The 19,920-nt window shown below is 34.9% G+C and carries 21 protein-coding genes, 4 tRNA genes and 1 rRNA gene; all 26 read right to left on the reverse strand.

Annotation, left to right across the window (positions count from 1 at the left end):
• Window positions 1-557 (reverse strand): 3-methyl-2-oxobutanoate dehydrogenase subunit beta (locus tag KBI38_05610; GenBank protein ID MBP8629537.1); only part of this gene is annotated, 557 nt, incomplete at its 3' end.
• A 12-nt stretch (window positions 558-569) separates the two neighbouring features.
• The gene (locus tag KBI38_05615) at window positions 570-773 is read right to left on the reverse strand and encodes a 4Fe-4S binding protein (GenBank protein MBP8629538.1); all 204 of its coding nucleotides are present in this window, start codon (window positions 771-773) and stop codon (window positions 570-572) included.
• Between the two features lie 86 nt (window positions 774-859).
• Window positions 860-1,243 (reverse strand): RidA family protein, encoded by a 384-nt coding sequence (locus KBI38_05620; protein MBP8629539.1) that lies wholly within the window; start codon window positions 1,241-1,243, stop codon window positions 860-862.
• Between the two features lie 12 nt (window positions 1,244-1,255).
• Entirely contained in the window at window positions 1,256-1,618 is a 363-nt protein-coding gene (aroH, locus tag KBI38_05625) for a chorismate mutase (protein ID MBP8629540.1), read from the reverse strand.
• 145 nt (window positions 1,619-1,763) lie between these two features.
• Window positions 1,764-3,167, reverse strand: coding sequence for an NADPH-dependent glutamate synthase (gltA, locus tag KBI38_05630; protein ID MBP8629541.1), 1,404 nt, complete (start codon window positions 3,165-3,167; stop codon window positions 1,764-1,766).
• Window positions 3,158-4,000: a sulfide/dihydroorotate dehydrogenase-like FAD/NAD-binding protein gene (locus tag KBI38_05635; GenBank protein ID MBP8629542.1), complete on the reverse strand. Its 843-nt coding sequence runs from the start codon at window positions 3,998-4,000 to the stop codon at window positions 3,158-3,160. Before KBI38_05635 ends, gltA begins: the two co-directional genes overlap by 10 nt.
• Window positions 4,001-4,040: 40 nt before the next feature.
• Window positions 4,041-4,787, reverse strand: coding sequence for a methylenetetrahydrofolate reductase (locus KBI38_05640; protein ID MBP8629543.1), 747 nt, complete (start codon window positions 4,785-4,787; stop codon window positions 4,041-4,043).
• A 21-nt stretch (window positions 4,788-4,808) separates the two neighbouring features.
• Entirely contained in the window at window positions 4,809-6,476 is a 1,668-nt protein-coding gene (locus KBI38_05645; GenBank protein ID MBP8629544.1) for a formate--tetrahydrofolate ligase, read from the reverse strand.
• A 29-nt stretch (window positions 6,477-6,505) separates the two neighbouring features.
• Window positions 6,506-7,372 (reverse strand): bifunctional methylenetetrahydrofolate dehydrogenase/methenyltetrahydrofolate cyclohydrolase FolD, encoded by an 867-nt coding sequence (folD, locus tag KBI38_05650; GenBank protein MBP8629545.1) that lies wholly within the window; start codon window positions 7,370-7,372, stop codon window positions 6,506-6,508.
• 17 nt (window positions 7,373-7,389) lie between these two features.
• A complete protein-coding gene (ubiA, locus tag KBI38_05655) occupies window positions 7,390-8,244 on the reverse strand; it encodes a putative 4-hydroxybenzoate polyprenyltransferase (GenBank protein ID MBP8629546.1) in 855 nt (284 codons plus the stop codon).
• Entirely contained in the window at window positions 8,237-9,697 is a 1,461-nt protein-coding gene (locus KBI38_05660; protein MBP8629547.1) for a menaquinone biosynthesis decarboxylase, read from the reverse strand. The genes ubiA and KBI38_05660 overlap by 8 nt, the downstream gene beginning before the upstream one ends.
• Before the next feature lie 16 nt (window positions 9,698-9,713).
• Window positions 9,714-10,436 carry a twin-arginine translocase subunit TatC gene (tatC, locus tag KBI38_05665; protein MBP8629548.1) on the reverse strand — a complete coding sequence of 241 codons (723 nt, stop codon included), beginning with the start codon at window positions 10,434-10,436 and terminating at the stop codon, window positions 9,714-9,716.
• Window positions 10,437-10,449: 13 nt separating this feature from the next.
• The gene (gene tatA, locus KBI38_05670) at window positions 10,450-10,668 is read right to left on the reverse strand and encodes a twin-arginine translocase TatA/TatE family subunit (GenBank protein ID MBP8629549.1); all 219 of its coding nucleotides are present in this window, start codon (window positions 10,666-10,668) and stop codon (window positions 10,450-10,452) included.
• A 120-nt stretch (window positions 10,669-10,788) separates the two neighbouring features.
• The gene (locus KBI38_05675; GenBank protein MBP8629550.1) at window positions 10,789-11,739 is read right to left on the reverse strand and encodes a polyprenyl synthetase family protein; all 951 of its coding nucleotides are present in this window, start codon (window positions 11,737-11,739) and stop codon (window positions 10,789-10,791) included.
• A gap of 105 nt (window positions 11,740-11,844) precedes the next feature.
• Window positions 11,845-12,312, reverse strand: a complete 468-nt coding sequence (locus tag KBI38_05680) for an AsnC family transcriptional regulator (GenBank protein MBP8629551.1) — start codon at window positions 12,310-12,312, stop codon at window positions 11,845-11,847.
• An 8-nt stretch (window positions 12,313-12,320) separates the two neighbouring features.
• The gene (locus KBI38_05685; GenBank protein MBP8629552.1) at window positions 12,321-12,773 is read right to left on the reverse strand and encodes an AsnC family transcriptional regulator; all 453 of its coding nucleotides are present in this window, start codon (window positions 12,771-12,773) and stop codon (window positions 12,321-12,323) included.
• A 77-nt stretch (window positions 12,774-12,850) separates the two neighbouring features.
• A complete protein-coding gene (locus KBI38_05690) occupies window positions 12,851-13,471 on the reverse strand; it encodes a YihA family ribosome biogenesis GTP-binding protein (protein ID MBP8629553.1) in 621 nt (206 codons plus the stop codon).
• On the reverse strand, window positions 13,464-15,782 hold the full coding sequence (lon, locus tag KBI38_05695; protein MBP8629554.1) for an endopeptidase La: 2,319 nt from the start codon (window positions 15,780-15,782) through the stop codon (window positions 13,464-13,466). Before lon ends, KBI38_05690 begins: the two co-directional genes overlap by 8 nt.
• Window positions 15,783-15,995: 213 nt before the next feature.
• Window positions 15,996-17,255, reverse strand: coding sequence for an ATP-dependent Clp protease ATP-binding subunit ClpX (gene clpX, locus KBI38_05700; protein MBP8629555.1), 1,260 nt, complete (start codon window positions 17,253-17,255; stop codon window positions 15,996-15,998).
• A 12-nt stretch (window positions 17,256-17,267) separates the two neighbouring features.
• Window positions 17,268-17,855 carry an ATP-dependent Clp endopeptidase proteolytic subunit ClpP gene (gene clpP, locus KBI38_05705; protein ID MBP8629556.1) on the reverse strand — a complete coding sequence of 196 codons (588 nt, stop codon included), beginning with the start codon at window positions 17,853-17,855 and terminating at the stop codon, window positions 17,268-17,270.
• 55 nt (window positions 17,856-17,910) lie between these two features.
• Entirely contained in the window at window positions 17,911-19,197 is a 1,287-nt protein-coding gene (locus tag KBI38_05710) for a trigger factor (protein MBP8629557.1), read from the reverse strand.
• A 192-nt stretch (window positions 19,198-19,389) separates the two neighbouring features.
• Window positions 19,390-19,464 (reverse strand) — tRNA-Gly (locus KBI38_05715).
• A 16-nt stretch (window positions 19,465-19,480) separates the two neighbouring features.
• A tRNA-Ser gene (locus KBI38_05720) sits at window positions 19,481-19,569 on the reverse strand.
• Window positions 19,570-19,591: 22 nt separating this feature from the next.
• Window positions 19,592-19,667: transfer RNA gene (locus KBI38_05725), tRNA-Trp, on the reverse strand.
• An 8-nt stretch (window positions 19,668-19,675) separates the two neighbouring features.
• Window positions 19,676-19,751: transfer RNA gene (locus tag KBI38_05730), tRNA-His, on the reverse strand.
• Between the two features lie 53 nt (window positions 19,752-19,804).
• A 5S ribosomal RNA gene (gene rrf / locus KBI38_05735) occupies window positions 19,805-19,920 on the reverse strand.

Below are 19,920 nucleotides of genomic sequence, written 5' to 3' on the forward strand. Positions count from 1 at the left end.
TTTTGAGCTTCCTTTAATTCAACCGGTTCCATCATTTGACCTAAAAATCCATCGGCTAATACTAATACCGGATTACGATGCTTATCAGCTAAATCAAATGCCAGCATCGTATAATCATACATTTCTTGCGCTTTCGACGGTGCTAATACAATCAAACGATAATCACCATGTCCTCCACCTTTAGTAGATTGAAAATAATCCGATTGTGATGCTCCTAAGCCACCTAACCCCGGGCCACTACGATTAACATTAATAATAACAACCGGTAATTCAGCAGCTGCTAAATAAGAAATTCCTTCTTGTTTTAAACTTATTCCCGGACTTGAAGATGCGGTAAAAACTCTTGCTCCGGTTGCCGCTGCACCATAGCACATATTAATTGAGGCAATTTCATCCTCCCCTTGCACTAAAGTTCCGCCAACCTTATGAAAATGTTTAGCTAAGTATTCCATTATTTCGGTTGAGGGTGTTATAGGATAACCAAAAAACAATTTACAGCCTGATTTCATCGCCGCCTCTGCAATTGCTTCATTGCCTTTAATCAATACTTTTTCCATATTTACACCTACCTATTTGTATATTTCCAGTGCTAAGTCCGGACACATAGTCGCACATAAAGTACAACCAATACATTTACTTTGATCAATAACTTCCACTGTATAATAGCCTTTTTGATTTGCAACCGTTCCGATTTGCAAAATTTTCTTTGGACAAATATCAATGCATAAGCCACAGCTTTTGCAATACTCTTTTAATACTACTACTTCAGGCATTTCAATCGCTCCCTTATCTACTGAAGTTAAAAATATAATAGCTTTAATGAGTTTTCATTAAAGCTATTATATTTTTACGGACATTATCATTCAGCTATTGCAATTAGTTCAATTTCCACCAATGCCCCTTTAGGTAATTTACTAACTTCCACACAAGCTCTTGCTGGACATTCTTTCGAGAAATATTGAGCATATACCTCATTCATTGCTGCAAAATCATTCATATCTGCTAAAAATACTCCGGTTTTGACCACAGCTGAAAAATCAACTCCGGCTTGCGCCAAAATTTCTTTTAAATTTTCTAAACATTGCTTAGTTTGCTCTGCTATTTTTCCCTCAACAAATTCACCGGTTTTATAATCCAAAGGAATCTGCCCTGAAACAAAAATAAAACCATTAGCCTTAATAGCTTGTGAATATGGTCCGATAGCTTGTGGGGCCTTGTCTGTATTAATAACTGTTTTTTTCATTAGGACTCACCTCTATATTTTTTTTGATAATTCCGGTCGCAATACACAAGAATTTTTCAAGTATGCATGGTTCACTTCACTTTGTTTCTTGGGTGTATTCCATAATATTAAAACTCTAATGCACTGTTTTACACCATCTGGAACATCCAATTCCTGAGTTCCAAATAACGGGACTAAATCCCAACCCATTCTTCTTGCCGCCGCTGCTGGAAAAGCCGCGTTAATATCAGGTGTTGATGAAAAAATAACAGCACCGATATCTTCCAATTTTAAGTCATTATCATTTGTTAAAATTGTCAGCAATTCTTGTACTGCTTCCATTATAGTTTCTTTATCATTTTTTTCTACCGTTGTCGCTCCTCTAATTCCTTGCACAAATTCATCCTCCTTAAACTTAACACTATATATTATTCGTAAATTTTTTAAAAAATCCTATTACAAGTTAACTTTATTTTATCATATTGAAAATTATTCTTTATCCTAATAAAGACCACTCCGGTCGAGTGGTCTTTATTAACTATTATTTACGCTTACTAATTAGATATTCATCAATTGCTTTTGCAGCTTTCTTTCCGGCTCCCATTGCTAAAATAACAGTTGCAGCTCCGGTTACAATATCTCCACCGGCAAAAACTCCTTCTTTGCTGGTACCTCCAGTTTCTTCATTTGCAATAATATTACCACGTTTAGTAGTATCTAAGCCTGGAGTTGTAGACTGAATCAATGGATTAGGTCCTTGACCGATAGCAATCACAACTGTATCAACTGGTAATTCAAATTCAGAATTTTCAACTTCTACCGGACGTCTACGTCCAGATTCATCAGGTTCACCTAATTCCATTTCAACACATTTTAACGCTGTAACCCAATCTTTATCATTTCCAATAATTTCAATTGGATTGGTTAATAATTGAAACTTAATACCTTCTTCTTTCGCATGGTGAACTTCTTCTAGTCTTGCCGGTAACTCAGCTTCACTACGACGATAAACGATATATACATCTTCCGCCCCTAATCTTAAAGCGGTACGAGCGGCATCCATCGCTACATTTCCACCGCCAACAACTGCAACTTTTTTACCAACATGAATTGGCGTTCCATATTCAATTGATTTATAAGCCTTCATTAAGTTACATCTGGTAAGAAATTCATTAGCAGCATAAACACCATTTAAAGACTCTCCAGGAATATCCATGAAAAATGGTAAGCCTGCTCCAGTACCAATAAAGACTGCATCAAAACCTTCTTCACTCATTAATTCATCTATATTAAAGATTTTTCCGGCAATAGAATTAACAACAATTTCTACCCCTAATTTACGTAAATTATCAATTTCTGCTTTTACTACTTTTTCTTTCGGTAAACGAAATTCAGGAATTCCATAAACTAAAACTCCACCGGGCGCATGTAAAGCTTCAAATACTGTAACTTTATAACCTTTTTTCGCCAAATCACCAGCAGCAGTAAGTCCAGCTGGACCAGAACCAACTATTGCTACTTTTTGAGCATCAGGCATTATTTTATTAGCAATAATTTCTTCATTTTTTTCTAATCCCAAATCAGCTACATAACGCTCTAATCTACCAATACCAACAGCTTCACCTTTTTTGGCTAATACACAATATTTTTCACATTGCTCTTCTTGTGGGCAAACTCGACCACAGACAGCCGGCAAACTGTTAACTTCTTTAATAATTTTTAAAGCACCATCCATATTATCAGCTTTAACCTCTTGTATAAAAGCCGGAATATTCACATTTACCGGACAGCCTTTCATACAAGGTGCGGCCTTACAATTTAAACATCTTTGAGCTTCGGCTATCGCTGTTTCTTTATCATAACCCAAGGCAACTTCATCAAAATTTTTTGCTCTTACTTTCGGATCTTGCTCAGGCATTTTATGTTTAGTTAAAATTATTGACATACGCAACCTCCTGGGTTTGAACAAACATGATCACGTTCTTTTTCTTGATCAACATAAATTCTTTGTCTTGACATTAAGCCTTTAAAATCAACTTCATGCGCATCAAACTCTGGACCATCGACACACGCAAATTTGCTTTCATTACCAACTTTTACTCTACAGCCACCGCACATCCCAGTACCATCAACCATAATTGGGTTTAAGCTCACCATAGTTTTAATCCCATAAGGTCTAGTAGTTTCAGCAACACTTCTCATCATTACTACTGGACCAATGGCCATAACCAGTGAAATATTCTCTCCACCATCTATTAATTCTTTCAATTTATCAGTTACAAAGCCCTTTTGTCCTTTTGACCCATCATCAGTTGTAATATAAAGTTCAGCGCTAACAGCGTTCATCTCATCTTCCAAGATTAGAATATCTTTACTTCTTGCACCAATAATAGAAATAACTTTATTACCAGCCTCTTTAAACGCACGAGCAATTGGATAAACCGGTGCTACCCCAATTCCTCCACCAATACAAACAACAGTACCAATTTTTTCAATATGAGTAGCAGTCCCTAATGGACCAACAAAATCCAAAATATCTTCGCCTTCATTTAAGCTTCCTAATAGTTTTGTAGAAACCCCTACCTCTTGAAAAATTATTGTGATAGTACCTTGTTCTCTATTAAAGTCAGCTATTGTTAAAGGAATGCGCTCACCATCTTCATTAACACGCAAAATAATAAATTGTCCTGGCAAAGCCTTTTTCGCTATACGTGGTGCCAAAACATCAAATAGCTTTACACCGGGTGACAATTCTTGTTTTTTAATAATTTTGTACATTTCGTTACCTCACATTCAAAATAAAATAACCTTACTTGAATTATTTCTTAGCTAAAATACCTGACAAATAATCCGCCAGTTTAGTTCTAATTGGCATAAAATAAATATTAGAGTTTGTTCTGGTTACAAACTCAAGCACTTTTTGTGCAAAATCAATGTTCCATTCTAAGGTCGGTGCAAAATTTTTCGGAAAAACAACATTATTCTTTGTTTCCCAGTAATTTACGGATTTATCGGAAAGAACAGGTGAAACGCCCCAGTAAACTTCCTTACCTTCCAGTAGTTCGGCATAAATTTCTAAAAATCTTAAATCAAAGAATGGTTGTGTGAAAAATCCATCTGCCCCTGCTTGAATTTTTCTTTTTATACTGTATGATTCAGCTCTCATACTAGTTCGATATTGATCAATACCAGCATATACTTTTACTTCTGGCATTTCCATTTTAAATTTACGAATTACATCAGTACTAATAGTTGGATATATTTTTCTGCCCATATCTTGTGGCGGATCACCAGTAACTACTAATACTTCATTGATATTATTTTCTCTTAAAAATTCAACCATTGGTAATGGTTGGTCTAAATCAATATCAATTGCTCTAATATGAGGGATTGCTTGATTGAAATACTGCTTAGCTATTTTACAGCCTTCCCAGCTATGTATATCATAACGTAATAATTCCGGAATATTTATAATATCGATTTCTTTAAATTGTTTTACAACATTTAATTCATCTAATAAATACTCTTTATCGCGTGGCACTATTTCTACTGATATTTTAGTCATAAAACTCCTCCTATGTAAAACTTAGAACAAACCAACTATTTTCCCTTCATTGGTAATATCCATTCTTTCAGCTGCCGGCACTTTCGGTAATCCCGGCATCGTTAAAATATTACCGGTAATAGCAACGATAAAACCAGCTCCAGCAGCAATTCTAAGTTCTCTTACTGTTATATTAAAATCCTTTGGACAACCAAGTTTTGCCATGTCATCACTTAAAGAATACTGCGTTTTCGCCATACAAATCGGCGTATCCGTAAAACCCAAGGCAGTTAACTCTGTAATAGTTTTTTCAGCTGCCACTGTATAGGTAACATCAGTCGCACCATATATTTCTTGTGCTATTTTTTTAATTTTAACTTTTATTTCATCTTTTTCATCATAAATATAGTTAAAATTAGATTTTTTATTAGATGCTTCCAGTACTTTTTCTGCTAATACTATCCCTCCGGTACCGCCTTGTTCCCATACTTTTGATACCGCAACTTCCGCTCCCATTGCTTCACATTTTTCTTTAACAAATAATAACTCTTTTTCAGTGTCTGTTGGAAAAGCATTTATCGCTACCACTGTTGGTAGTCCAAATTTATGCATATTATCAATATGCTTAGTTAAATTAGCTAGACCGTCTGCTAGCGCTGTCATATTCTCAGCAGTTAGCTCGTTTTTCGCCATACCACCATGCATTTTCAACGCTCTAACTGTTGCTACAACTACAACTGCATCTGGTTTAAATCCGGCAAAACGACATTTAATATTTAAGAATTTTTCCGCACCTAAATCTGCACCAAAACCAGCTTCTGTAACAACCACATCAGCTAATTTTAAAGCAAATTTTGTTGCCATCACACTATTACAGCCATGTGCAATATTAGCAAAAGGTCCACCGTGAACAAAGGCCGGTGTATTTTCTAAAGTTTGCACCAAGTTAGGTTTAATTGCATCTTTAAACAATAACGTCAAAGCTCCAGTAACATTTAAATCACTAGCCTTAATCGGTGTACCATCATATGTATAGCCGACAATGATTTTTCCTATTCGTTCTTTCATATCGTCAAGATCTTTTGCTAAGCATAAAATAGCCATCATTTCAGAAGCTACTGTGATATCAAAACCAGTCTCCCGAGGCACACCATTCGCCGTTCCACCTAGTCCACAGATAATCGAGCGCAGCGCTCTGTCATTTAAATCAACAACTCGTCGCCAAGTAATTTTACGAGGATCAATATTTAATTCGTTGCCTTGATGGATATGATTATCAATCACTGCTGCTAGTAAGTTATGGGCTGAAGTTATCGCATGAAAATCTCCGGTAAAGTGAAGATTAATATCTTCCATCGGTACAACTTGAGCATAACCGCCTCCAGCAGCACCGCCTTTTACACCAAAACAAGGCCCTAATGAAGGTTCTCTAAGGGCTATTACTACCTTTTTATTAAGTTTGCGAATTGCATCACCCAGTCCAACAGTCGTCGTTGTCTTTCCTTCACCGGCCGGCGTCGGATTAATTGCAGTAACCAAAATTAATTTTCCATCAGGTCTATTTTTGATTTTTTCCCATGATTTTAAAGAAACTTTAGCCTTGTATTTGCCATAAAGCTCTAGCTCTTCTTCGGCAATATTAAGTTCTTCTGCGACTTTTACTATTGGTTTCATTGTTGCTTCTTGAGCAATCTCAACATCACTTTTCATTTCTATCTCCCTTAGAAATTGTTTATTTATTAATTAATATTTCTATTTAATTTTGCTGCTTTAACAGTATTATGAAGTAGCATCGCAATAGTTAATAAGCCAACGCCACCCGGCACCGGTGTTATTGCTCCAGCAACTTCTTTTACACTATCAAAGTCCACATCGCCAACTAATTTTTTTGGAGCAATTCTATTAATTCCAACATCAATTACCACCGCTCCAGGTTTAACCATATCAGCTGTAAGAAAATTAGGTTTACCAATAGCCACAACTAAAATATCAGCTTGTTTAGTTACTGTAGCCAAATCTTTAGTGCGGGAATGACAGATTGTAACCGTAGCATTCCGTGCTAATAGTAAATTAAACATCGGTTTACCAACAATATTACTACGACCAATAACTACAGCATTTTTCCCTGCAATCTCAATTCCTGCTAACTCCAACATTTTAATACAACCTAATGGGGTACAAGGAACTAAATGTTCTTGTCCAATCCCAAGTTTACCTACATTAGCAGGGTGAAAACCATCGACATCCTTATTGGGATTAATAAAATCAAGAATTTCACTTTCATCAGCTCTAATATGCTCCGGTAATGGTAATTGAACCAAAATACCATCAATTTTTTCATCTTTATTTAATTCATCAATTTTTTGTAATAACTCTTCTTTGGTAGTAGTTTCCGGCAGTTCTATTACTGCTGAGTAAATACCAACTTCTTCACAAGATCGGTGTTTATTAGCTACATAAACTTTTGATGCCGGGTTTTCGCCAACTATAATAACCGCTAACCCCGGATTAACATTATGTTGTTGTTTTAGTTTTTCAACTTCAGCCTTTACTTCTCCTTTTATTTTTGAAGCAAAAACCTTACCTACTAATATATTTGCTGCCATAAAACTCCTCCTACTAATTAAAATTTAACTAATAAATCGATTAACGTACATAGAAAAATTGAAATTCCGACTAAACCATTCCGCATAAAATAAGTTTGTGTAACCTCACTCAAATCATCAGGTTTAATAATGGAATGTTGATAATATAAAACTAATGTGGCTAACACTACCCCGCAATAATAAATATAAGATAAGTTTAATAATAAGCCGACAGCTAAAAAAGATGCAATGCTAATAATATGCATTATTTTAGATAGTTTCATTGCTCCTGTAACACCAAATCTTACTGGCATAGAATTTAATCCTTGCGCTTTATCAAAATTGATATCCTGGCAAGCGTAAATAACATCAAACGCTGCAATCCAAATTCCTACCGCTAAACCTAATAATATAATAGCCCAATTAAAATAACCGGTAATCGCAATCCAGCCGCCAATTGGTGCTACTGCTAAAGCTAACCCTAACACTAAATGGCAAGTCCAGGAAAATCTTTTCATGTAAGGATAAATAACAAACGGGATTACAGCTAATGGAGCCAATTGCAAACAAATCGGCTGAAGCTGTGCCGCTGCCAAGATGAAAAATACAAAACTTATTATAATCAATAAAATTGCTTCCCTTGGTGTAACTTTTCCAGTAACCATTGGTCTATCTTTAAATCTCGGATGAATCTTATCATATTTTAAGTCAATAAAATTATTAAGTGCTAATGCTGCACTTCTCGCGCCAATCATTGCTATTGTAATCCAAAAAATATCAGTAATTTTAGGAATCCCCTGCGCTGCTAAAACAGCCCCCATATAGGCAAATGGTAGGGCAAAGACAGAATGAGATAACGCAATGTTATCTAAATGTGCTTTTATCTTACTCAAGATTTAATCTCCGCCATTTCTCATCAACTATTTTTTTAATATCTTCACTCATAACAATTTCATCTGGCCACTCTCTGGTATGCCCTTCAGCCGGCACTGATTTTGTTGCATCAATGCCAACTTTTGTTCCCCAATTTGGCATTGGCGAAGAATGATCCAACACATCAAGCGGTCCATCGACCATCACAATATCTCTTCTAGCATCAATATTATTAAAGACTCTCCACCAAACTTCATTGGTATCTTGAACATTAACATGGGCATCAACAATTATAATCATTTTCGTGAACATCATTTGTCCCATACCCCATATAGCATGCATCACCTTTTTAGCTTGCTGTGGGTAAGTTTTCTTAATTGAGACCATCGCACAATTATGAAACACACCTTCTAACGGTAAATTAATATCAACAATTTCCGGAATTTGTTGTTGTAAAAACGGTAAGAAAATTCTTTCCGTCGCTTTAGCTAAGAAACAATCTTCCATTGGTGGCTTACCAACAATAGTTGATGGATAAATTGGATTTTTACGATGCGTAATACAAGTAATATGAAACACCGGATACATATCAGCCAAAGAATAATAACCGGTATGGTCGCCAAACGGGCCTTCTCGGCGTAGTTCATCTAATAATACATAACCTTCCAACACTATTTCCGAATGTGCCGGAACCTCCACATCAATAGTTTCGCACTTTACCATTTCCACTGATTTCTTTCTAAGCATTCCGGCAAAAACCATTTCATCAACATCACGCGGTAATGGTGCTGTCGCTGCATAAGTTAATACCGGATCTGCACCAATTGCCACTGCAACCTCAATTCGATCCTTACCAATTTCAATATGGTCACGGAAATTATCAGCACCATTTTTATGAATATGCCAATGCATCCCCGTAGTTTGTCCATCATATTTTTGTAGTCGATACATTCCAACATTACGTTTGCCCGTTTTCGGATTTTTGGTAAATACCATTGGCAATGTAATAAATTTACCACCATCTTGTGGCCAACATTTCAAAATAGGAAATTTATCAATTGACGGTTGATCTTTAATAATAACTTCTTTACATGGTCCATTTTTCACATACTTAGGAAAGTTTATCGCCTTTTTCGCTTGAGGAATTATCTTTATAACATCAAGTTTATTTTTCAATGATATATACGGCAACTTTAGCAACTCTCTAATTTCATCAGCAATATCATCAATCTTTTCAACACCTAATGCTAATGCCATTCTTTCCATACTACCAAAAGCATTCATTAGTACCGGAATATCATAACCCTTAACATTTTCAAATAATAATGCTACATTTTTATCACCGGTCATTTTAGAAACTCGATCAGTTATTTCCGTAATTTCCAAATCACAATCAACAGGTTCTTTTATTCTCTTCAGCCAGCCTTTTGCTTCAAGGGCAGCAATAAATTCTCTTAAATCATTAAAAGCCAAAATAATAGCTCCTTCCTTACTTTTGCAATAAATATTTAACAATAATAATGCTAATTTCATATAATATTAAAATCGGTACTGCAATCATCGTCTGTGAAAAAACATCTGGTGTCGGTGATATAAACGCCCCGATAATAAAAGAAAATAAAATTACTATTTTTCGTTTTTTTATCAAATATTTTGAACTAACGAAGCCCAGCTTTGCTAATACCAAAATAATTAATGGTAATTCAAAAATAAAGCCAAATGGCATTAGAAATGAAATTACAAAATCCAGATATTGTCCAATGGAAAATAAAGGTTGTAAATCAACGTTAGAAAAACCTAAAAAAAACTTTATTCCAGCCGGTAAAACAAAATAGTATGAAAAAATTAGTCCCACAAAAAACAAAATAAATGATGTCGGAACTAAAAAGCTTACAGCTGTTCTCTCATCATCAGTTAAGGCAGGAATTAAAAATGCCCATATTTGATAAAGCACAAACGGCAAACTTATTAAAAAGCCTGTAAAAAATGAGGCTTTTAAATAAGTAAAAAAAGCTTCTGCTGGATGCATATAATACAATTTACCAGCAGGAGCAGTTATAAAATGTACTATTTCTTCCGCAAAATAATACGAAATCGTACTAAAAAAACCAATAACCAGTAAACATAAAATCAATCTTTTTCTTAATTCAGATAAATGACTAACTATCGTCATTTCACCGTCATCTTGTAATTCATTTTGGTTTGATTCCATTTTAAATCAAACCTCACTTAGCCTTATCTTTATCGTTTTTAAGGTCTGTAGTTTCAGACAATTTTTCTGTCTTTTCGGCATCTTTTGTTATATCAATTACTTTATCATCATTTGAATTAGTTGCTTTTTTGAATTCATTTAAGCTTTTCCCTAATGCTTTGCCAATATCAGGTAGTTTACTAGGACCAAATACAACTAATGCAATTATTAAAATCAGTATTAATTCCGGCATGCTAAAATTAAACACTTTCTTCAACCTCCATTTTTATATTACCTTTTATTATACAGGTAGACTCATAAAAAAACAACATCACCTAATACAAAATGCCCTTGTTGTCACAAGGGCATTTTATTAAAAATCGCGCATTTGCACAAAGTCTGCAACACTGTTAAAAGCTTCTTTAACTTCTGTATCCAAACAACTCGGCAAAACGTTTCGTGCTTTTGTTAAATAGTCATCAACCACTTGATAAGAATATTTTATCGCAGCTGTTTCATTGATAATTGACAAACCTCTTGCCAATTGTTCTTTTGTCATATTTTGAGTCGCCACAATTTGTTTTAACTCATCTTTATCCACACTATTATTCATTGCATAAATAGTCGGTAAAGTTACAATTCCCTGTAATAAATCATTCCCTACCGGTTTACCCATTTTTTCTGTAGTCGCTGTAATATCAAGAATATCATCAGTTATTTGAAACGCCATTCCAATACAATAACCATATTGGCGTAATGCTTCTACCTCATCTGTTGATAATTCAGCCATAATAGCACCTAATTCACAGCTCGCAGCGATAAAGTCAGCGGTCTTTTTCGCAATTTTTGTGAAGTAAACACTTTCTTCCATTTCCGGCACAAAAATTTCTTGATTTTGAATAATCTCACCTTCACTCATTGCACAAATCAAATCAGTTAAAACTGACATTATTCTGGAGTTAGGATTTTGTGCTACCAACGAAAAAGCTTTGGAGAATAGATAGTCTCCTGTTAGAACAGAAATTTGATTACCCCATTTTGCATTAGCTGTAATAATTCCTCTTCTAGTCGCCGCCTTGTCCACTACATCATCATGTACTAATGTCGCCATATGAATTAACTCTAAGGCTACCGCCAAGTCCATGATATTTTTAGTTCTAGCAACTTTACAATTAGCCAAAAAATAAAGGGCGGGTCTTAATCTTTTTCCCCCAGCCTTTACTAAATGAGTTCCTATTTCTGTTATCAATGGTACCGGTGAAGAAACAACTTCCAACAGAATTTCTTCTAATTTTTCTAAATCATTTTTTACGATATCAAACATTCTATTTTTAAGCAAAATTTATCACCTACAAGCAAAATCTGTTAATATAATACACTATTTTATCTTTTAAAGTCTAGATATTTATCATAATTAAACTACTTATACTTAGCAAAAATATCTCATACTTGTTTTTTTCCACTCTTTAATACTAAATAGCATTTTATAATCAGTTAAATTATTTTCCTGTGCAATGTTATTGGCAATATCACTACACTCAGCTCTAGTATGAGCATGAATCATCGTATAAACATTATAAGGCCAATTCTTTGTTGTTTTTCGATCATAGCAATGTGATACTGCTGTATTTGTAGCCATATTGGCACCAATTTGCTCCAACTTATCTGGTGGCACTTTCCATGCACATAACACATTAGCGGCAAAGCCAACTTCTCGATGTCTCAATACCGCACCGGATTTACGCAACTTACCGCTTTTCGCATAATTATTTAAACGAGTTATTAGTTCAGCTTCCGTTATTCCAATTTTTTCTGCCAATGCCAAGTATGGTCTAGGTACTATAGGGATTTCATCTTGCACTGTCGCTATAATTTTTTTGTCTAATTCATCAAGCATTATATCACCTACTTTAAATTAAAGTTGACGCTTACTTTATATTTTTTATTAGCTGGTAAGTTAATAAGATCTAATACTCCCGGTAAACTTTTAATATGGTTTAATATTTCTTCTTGTTGTTCCATATCTATCGTTATCAAAGTGAACCATAAATTATAGTCGCCTTCACGCTCATAATTATGAGTCACCCCATTGTACTGATTAATAACATTAGCGACATTTTCCAACTGCTCTGGTAAAACCTTTGTGGCAATTAAAGTTCCTTCATAGCCTAATTTTGCCGAGTCAAAAAACAAGCCGATTTTTCTAATATAACCGAGTTCTTTTAATTCGTTAAGCCTTGCAATAACTTCTTCCTCGCTAGTATTTAATTGATCCGCCAACACTTGAAATGGTCTTTCGGTTAACGGTAAATTTGTCTGTAAAATATTTAATAGAGCTTTATCAAATGAAGTTAGCATACTCTTGCTCCTAATTCAATTTAGTCCTAGATAAAAGATAAGAGACAGAAGAAACTGTCTCTTATCTTTTATCTTATTTATTCTAACAAACTATTACCGATTACGTCAAGCAACTCTGCTCTTCCCACATTTTTAGCAGAGGAATATGGCAAAATATCCATATTATCTACACCTAATGCTTTTTTAATTTCATTTAAGTGTTTTTGAATCGCCATTTTACTGATTTTATCTGTTTTAGTCGCAATAACTAACACCGGTAAATTATTTTCCACCAACCATTTAAACATATCAATATCAGTTTTCATTGGTTGATGTCTGCTATCGATTAATTGACAAACAAACTTAAGTCTTTTCGATGTTAAAAGATATTCATCAATAAATTTTGCCCATCGTTTTCGATTAGCCTGCCCAGTTTTAGCATAACCATACCCCGGTAAATCAACTAAAAAGAAATCTTTTCTAGTTTCTTCATCTAATTTAGCAGTCATCTTAAAAAAATTAATAGTTTGCGTTTTCCCCGGTGTACCACTTATTCTAGCTAAACCGCCAACTCTACTTAGGGAATTAATCAACGATGATTTACCAACATTAGATCTGCCAATAAAAACAATCTCTGCTAAATCCCCTTCTGGATATTGATCCGGTCTGACTGCCGAAGCAACATACTCCGCTCTGATAATATTTATTTCACTATTCATTACTTTCCACCATTGCACAGTTTAAAACTTCGTCCATATGCTCAACCAACACAAATTCTAACTGTTTTCTTATATTATTTGGAATATCATCCATATCGCGTTTATTCTCTTTTGGTAAAATAATTGTTTTTATCCCCAAGCGATGTGCCGCTAATACTTTTTCTTTTAGCCCACCAATTGGTAGTACTCTACCACGCAAAGTAATCTCGCCGGTCATCGCTACATCAGTACGAACTTTTTTACCCGTCAACGCTGAAACTACCGCTGTCGCCATCGTAATACCGGCTGACGGACCATCTTTAGGAATAGCACCTTCCGGCAAATGAATGTGGATATCGTTCTTTTCATAAAAATCGGGCTCTATTCCCAATTTTTCAACTCTGCTTCGAATATAACTTAACCCAGCTTGTGCTGACTCTTTCATTACATCACCTAATTGCCCGGTTAAAATTAAATTTCCCTTGCCTTTTAAAATTGAAACCTCTGTTGGTAATACATCTCCACCAACCTCAGTCCAAGCTAGACCAGTACTAACACCCACTTGATCTTTATTTTCGGCTTGTCTTTTATGATATTTAGCACTGCCTAAGAAAGTATGTAAATTTTGCACCGTAATTTTAATAGATTTTTTATCTTCTTGAACAATTTTTCTTGCAGCCTTCCGACACAAATTCGCAATACTACGTTCTAAACTTCTAACCCCGGATTCTCTTGTATATTCACTGATAACTTTTTGGATAGTATTATCTGCTATACTAACTTGCTTATTATTTAACCCATGTTCTTTAAGCTGTTTTTCAATTAAATAACGTTTGGCAATTTGAATTTTTTCTTCTTCGGTATACCCGGCAATATTAATAACTTCCATTCTATCTCGCAATGGTCTTGGAATATTATGCACAGTATTAGCAGTAACTACCCACAGTACTTTTGATAAATCAAATGCATTCTCTACATAATGATCACTAAAAGTATTATTTTGTTCCGGATCTAATACCTCTAACAATGCTGCCGATGGGTCTCCCCGAAAATCAGCATTCATTTTGTCTATTTCATCCAATAAAAAGACCGGATTGCTCGAACCGGCAGTTCTCATGCCTTGAATAATACGTCCGGGCATTGCTCCAACATAAGTCCGACGGTGTCCTCTAATTTCAGCCTCATCTCGAACACCACCTAACGACACTCTAACGAATTTTCTATCAACAGCTTTAGCTATTGATCGTGCTAAAGAAGTTTTCCCTACCCCCGGTGGTCCAACTAAGCATAAAATTGGCCCTTTAATACTATCTGTCAATTTCCTAATTGATAAATATTCTAAAATTCTTTCCTTAACTTTATCTAATCCAAAATGATCGGCATTTAAAATATCTTCAGCATGGTTAATATCTAAATTATCTTCGGTGTAAACGCCCCATGGTAGCGATAGTAAACACTCAATATAGGTTCTTACTACACTAGTTTCCGCTGCCATATTTGGCATTTTTTCCAGTCGTGAAATTTCTTTTTTAATTTTATCCTTAATCTCCTCAGGATAGTTGCCCTTTTCTAGTTTTTCACGATATTCGGCAATTTCAATGCTTTTATCATCTTTTTCGCCTAATTCTTTTTGAATTGCCTTTAGTTGTTCACGCAAATAATATTCTTTTTGCGTTTTCTCCATTTGCTTTCTAACTCTACCGGCAATTTTCTTTTCTAGCTCTAATATTTCCATCTCGCGTGCTAAAATTTCACAGAGCTTTTCCAGACGTTCTTTTATATCAATAGCTTCCAATAAAAGCTGTTTATCTTCAATTTTTAAAGATAAATGACTAACAATTAAATCACTTAAACGCCCAGGCTCTTCCACCACCACCACTGACACCATTGTTTCCGGTGGTATCTTTTTGCTAAGTTTAACCCAATTTTCAAATTGACTTACAACGACTCTAGTTAGAGCTTCCACATCAGTCGGTTTTTCTTCAGCATCCTTAAATTCATTAATTTCAACCTCATAATAAGGTTCTTCACTAATATATTCTACAATTTCCGCTCTATATAAGCCTTCTACTAATACCCTAATCGTGCCTCCAGGTAATTTTAATAATTGCTTAACCTCTGCCACCGTACCAACCTTAAAAATATCATCAGGCTCAGGCTTATCAGTATTAGCATCTTTTTGCGTTGACAACATAATTAAACGATCTTGAACCATCGCTTTTTCTAACGCAGCAATTGATTTTTCGCGACCAACATCCAAATGGATGATCATATAAGGAAATACCATCACTCCTCTTAACGGCAATAATGGCATATTTTTCAGTTCTTTCATCTAAAAACCTCCAATACAATGCAACAAAATCTACATCAGTAATTATTTTATCTAAACAATTTCTGTACCAACTTTATTATCGTCAGTAATTATTACAGAAATAATAATATTCTCAAAACAAGATTGAAAATCCTTTATTTTATAATTAAAATTTTTTACAATCAAATGGCTGTCTCTCCATAGGTTAACACCTTGATGAGACAGCCACTAACTTTAAGCTGATTCTTCTTTTTTAGCTTTAATATCGACCGTACATAAAACTGGTTCTTCTTTTTTCAAAATAACCTCTTTAGTTACAGTACATTTCGTTACATCGGCTCTAGATGGTATTTCATACATAACATTACACATCGCCGCCTCAATAATCGATCTTAATCCTCTAGCCCCGGTATTGCGTTTTAATGCTTCTTGCGCAATTAATCTTAAAGCATCTTCTTTAAACTCTAATTCAACATTATCAATCTCAAACATCTTTTTATACTGTTTTACCAATGCATTCTTAGGTTCAACTAAAATACTCATTAACGCATCTTCATCTAATGAATCTAATGTTACAATCACCGGCAATCGACCTACAAACTCTGGAATTAATCCAGTCTTTAATAAATCTTCCGGTAATAAACTTTTTAAAGTTTCACCAATTTTTTTCTTTTCTTTACTAGCAACTTCGGCACCAAAGCCTAACCCTTTTTTACCAATACGATTGCCAATTATTTTTTCAATACCATCAAAAGCTCCACCACAAATAAATAAAATATTGGTAGTATCAATTTGAATAAACTCTTGATGCGGATGCTTTCTGCCACCTTGTGGTGGTACACTAGCAACAGTACCTTCTAAAATTTTAAGCAAGGCTTGTTGAACACCTTCACCCGACACATCTCTAGTAATTGATGGATTTTCCGATTTACGTGCAATCTTATCAATCTCATCAATATAAATAATGCCTCGTTCAGCTTTTTCAACATCGTACTCCGCTGCTTGTATTAATTTTAAAAGAATATTTTCTACATCTTCACCCACATAACCGGCTTCAGTTAACGACGTAGCATCAGCAATTGCAAATGGTACATTCAAAATTTTCGCCAAGGTTTGTGCTAGTAATGTCTTCCCACTACCAGTTGGTCCAATCATAATGATATTGGATTTTTGCAATTCCACATCATCAATTTTTGCAGTCAAATTTATTCTTTTGTAATGATTATAAACAGCTACCGCTAAATTTTTCTTAGCATTTTCTTGACCAATAACATACTCATCTAAAATGCTTTTGATGTCTTTAGGTTTTGGTACCTCTTTTAAATCAATGTCAACATCATCACTAAATTCTTCTTCTATAATTTCATTACAAAGCTCTATACATTCATCACAAATGTACACCCCCGGCCCTGCAACTAATTTTTTGACCTGTTCTTGCATCTTACCGCAAAAAGAACACTTCAGTTGACCTTTGTCATCACCAAACTTCAACATGATATCACCTCTCTATTTCAGGCTTTCGGCTTTTTCCCCACGGACAATAACTGCATCTATGATACCGTATTCTTTTGCTTGTTCGCTAGACATAAAGAAATCACGTTCAGTATCAGTTTGAATTTTTTCCAAAGGCTGACCTGTATGTTTAACTAAAATATCATTGCCAATTTCACGCAAGCGTAAAATTTCTTTTGCTTGTATCTGTATATCAGTTGCTTGACCTTGTGCACCACCTAGTGGCTGATGAATCATTATTCTCGCATAAGGTAGGGCAAAACGTTTTCCTTTTGCACCTGCACTCAATAACAATGATCCCATACTTGCAGCTTGACCTAAGCATATCGTTGAAACATCCGGCTTTATATATTGCATTGTATCATAAATTGCCAATCCAGCAGTTACTACACCACCTGGACTATTAATATATAAATGGATATCTTTATCCGGATCTTCTGATTCTAAAAACAATAATTGTGCAATTACAACATTAGCAACATTATCATCAATCGGACCACCAATAAAAACAATACGATCTTTCAACAAACGTGAATAAATATCATACGCACGTTCACCACGATTAGACTGTTCTACGACCATAGGTACATAATTCACAAAATCACCTCGGAATCCAAAGTATAAACCTTAAATTTTATTATTGTGCTACATTATCAAGAATTATTTGTACAGCTTTTTTACGTACAACGGTATTAATTAAGTCGTTAATTCTACCTTGTTGTTGAATAATTGATTGTACTTGCTCCGGTGTAGCGCCGTAAGCTTTTGCCATATTTTCAACTTCATCAGCTAAATCAGTAGCTTCAACTTTTACATCTTCCGCTTTTGCAATTGCTTCTAACATTAAGTCAGCTTTTACATTTTCAGCTGCAATTTCACGATAGTTATTTCTAATTGCATCTAAATCCATTTTAACATATTCAAGATATTGTTCAAACTTCATTCCACGACCTTCAAGTCCTGATTTTAATTCTTCAATCATATGATTAATACGATTTTCAATCATTACTTCCGGTAATTCTACTTTGCAATTATCACTAGCTTGTTTTAAGGCTGCAGATTTAACAGCATTTTCTGCTTTTTCAGCTGCAACTTTTTCAAGATTAGCTTTAATATCAGCTTTCAATTCTTCTACAGTATTAAAAGCACTTACATCTTTTACGAATTCATCGTCTAATGTTGGCATTTCTTTGCGTTTCACATCATTAATAGTAACTTTAAACATTGCTGATTTACCGGCTAAGTTAGGAGCATGGTATTCTACTGGGAATACAACATTTACATCTCTTTCATCGCCAGCTTTAGCGCCAACTAATTGTTCTTCAAAGCCAGGAATAAAGCTTCCGGAACCTATTTGTAGTGGATAGCCTTTACCTTCGCCACCTTCAAACGCTTCACCATCAACAAATCCTTTGAAGTCAATAACTGCAAAGTCACCATCTTTGATTTCAGCATTTTCTGCTACAACCATTTTAGCATTATTATTTAATAAATTATTAATTTGGTTTTGAATTTGCTCTTCAGTAACTGCTTCAACATTTTTTTCAACTTTTAAATTTTTATATTCACCAAGCTCAATTTCCGGTTTTGGAACAATTGTAGCTTTGAAAACTAATTCTTTTTCTTCTTCTAATGTGATAATATCAACTTCAGGTCTAACAACCGGATCAAGGTTTTGTTCAACTAACGCTTTATTTAAAGCATTAGGAGCAACAATATCAAAAGCTTCTTCTAATAAAGCTTGTTTACCAATTTTAGAAATTAAAACATTACGTGGTACTTTCCCTTTACGGAAACCAGGAATGTTAATTTTTTTGCTTAATTTTGCAAAAGCTAAATCCAGACCTTTTTTCACTTCTTCTTGCGGTACTGTAATCTCTAGAACAACTTTATGATTGTCAATTTTTTCGGTAGTAACTTTCATTTATACTGCGCCCTCCGTTTATCGAAAAAAATTTTATTTTTGGCGACTAGACTACTGAATAATTATTATAGTAGAAAAACTAATCAACCCATAGGCATAATACGCCATACAATGCATAATACCATACTTAATTACTAAAAACAAGTATATTAAAAAAACCTAACACAATTTATGTTAGGTTAATAATATTAATGGAGCGGAAAACGAGATTCGAACTCGCGACCCTCGCCTTGGCAAGGCGATGCTCTACCACTGAGCTATTTCCGCATACTATACAAATAAATGGCGGAGTGGGTGGGGTTCGAACCCACGCACGCTTGCGCGCCTAACGATTTAGCAAACCGTCCTCTTGAGCCTCTTGAGTACCACTCCATGTTGAAAATATAAAGTTATCTGGCAGGGGCAGTAGGACTTGAACCCACAACCAACGGTTTTGGAGACCGCTACTCTACCAATTGAGCTATACCCCTACTAAAAATGGGGTGACTGATGGGGCTCGAACCCACGCATACCGGAGCCACAATCCGGCGTGTTAACCACTTCACCACAGCCACCATTATTTAAAGAAAAAGCCAAGCGAATTTTAAAATCGATTGGCTTTTAACTTAACCAGCAACTACCTAACCTCCCAGGTCGTTTCCAACCAAGTACTCTCGGCGTGTATAGGCTTAACTACTGTGTTCGGAATGGGAACAGGTGGTACCCTATAGCTATCATCACTGG

This window comes from Negativicutes bacterium (assembly GCA_018052945.1).
GTDB lineage: Bacteria > Bacillota > Negativicutes > JAGPMH01 > JAGPMH01 > JAGPMH01.

Excerpts from the sequence above, each read along its gene's own strand:
- KBI38_05615 (MBP8629538.1), bottom strand. The coding sequence starts at position 773 with ATGCCTGAAGTAGTAGTATTAAAAGAGTATTGCAAAAGCTGTGGCTTA.
- clpP (MBP8629556.1), bottom strand. The coding sequence starts at position 17,855 with ATGGTCGTAGAACAGTCTAATCGTGGTGAACGTGCGTATGATATTTAT.
- KBI38_05645 (MBP8629544.1), bottom strand. The coding sequence starts at position 6,476 with ATGAAAAGTGATGTTGAGATTGCTCAAGAAGCAACAATGAAACCAATA.
- KBI38_05620 (MBP8629539.1), bottom strand. The coding sequence starts at position 1,243 with ATGAAAAAAACAGTTATTAATACAGACAAGGCCCCACAAGCTATCGGA.
- lon (MBP8629554.1), bottom strand. The coding sequence starts at position 15,782 with ATGAAAGAACTGAAAAATATGCCATTATTGCCGTTAAGAGGAGTGATG.
- KBI38_05675 (MBP8629550.1), bottom strand. The coding sequence starts at position 11,739 with ATGTTTGATATCGTAAAAAATGATTTAGAAAAATTAGAAGAAATTCTG.
- KBI38_05640 (MBP8629543.1), bottom strand. The coding sequence starts at position 4,787 with ATGACTAAAATATCAGTAGAAATAGTGCCACGCGATAAAGAGTATTTA.
- gltA (MBP8629541.1), bottom strand. The coding sequence starts at position 3,167 with ATGTCAATAATTTTAACTAAACATAAAATGCCTGAGCAAGATCCGAAA.
- clpX (MBP8629555.1), bottom strand. The coding sequence starts at position 17,255 with ATGTTGAAGTTTGGTGATGACAAAGGTCAACTGAAGTGTTCTTTTTGC.
- KBI38_05710 (MBP8629557.1), bottom strand. The coding sequence starts at position 19,197 with ATGAAAGTTACTACCGAAAAAATTGACAATCATAAAGTTGTTCTAGAG.
- KBI38_05690 (MBP8629553.1), bottom strand. The coding sequence starts at position 13,471 with ATGAATAGTGAAATAAATATTATCAGAGCGGAGTATGTTGCTTCGGCA.
- KBI38_05635 (MBP8629542.1), bottom strand. The coding sequence starts at position 4,000 with ATGTACAAAATTATTAAAAAACAAGAATTGTCACCCGGTGTAAAGCTA.
- tatC (MBP8629548.1), bottom strand. The coding sequence starts at position 10,436 with ATGGAATCAAACCAAAATGAATTACAAGATGACGGTGAAATGACGATA.
- tatA (MBP8629549.1), bottom strand. The coding sequence starts at position 10,668 with ATGCCGGAATTAATACTGATTTTAATAATTGCATTAGTTGTATTTGGT.
- KBI38_05685 (MBP8629552.1), bottom strand. The coding sequence starts at position 12,773 with ATGCTAACTTCATTTGATAAAGCTCTATTAAATATTTTACAGACAAAT.
- folD (MBP8629545.1), bottom strand. The coding sequence starts at position 7,372 with ATGGCAGCAAATATATTAGTAGGTAAGGTTTTTGCTTCAAAAATAAAA.
- KBI38_05680 (MBP8629551.1), bottom strand. The coding sequence starts at position 12,312 with ATGCTTGATGAATTAGACAAAAAAATTATAGCGACAGTGCAAGATGAA.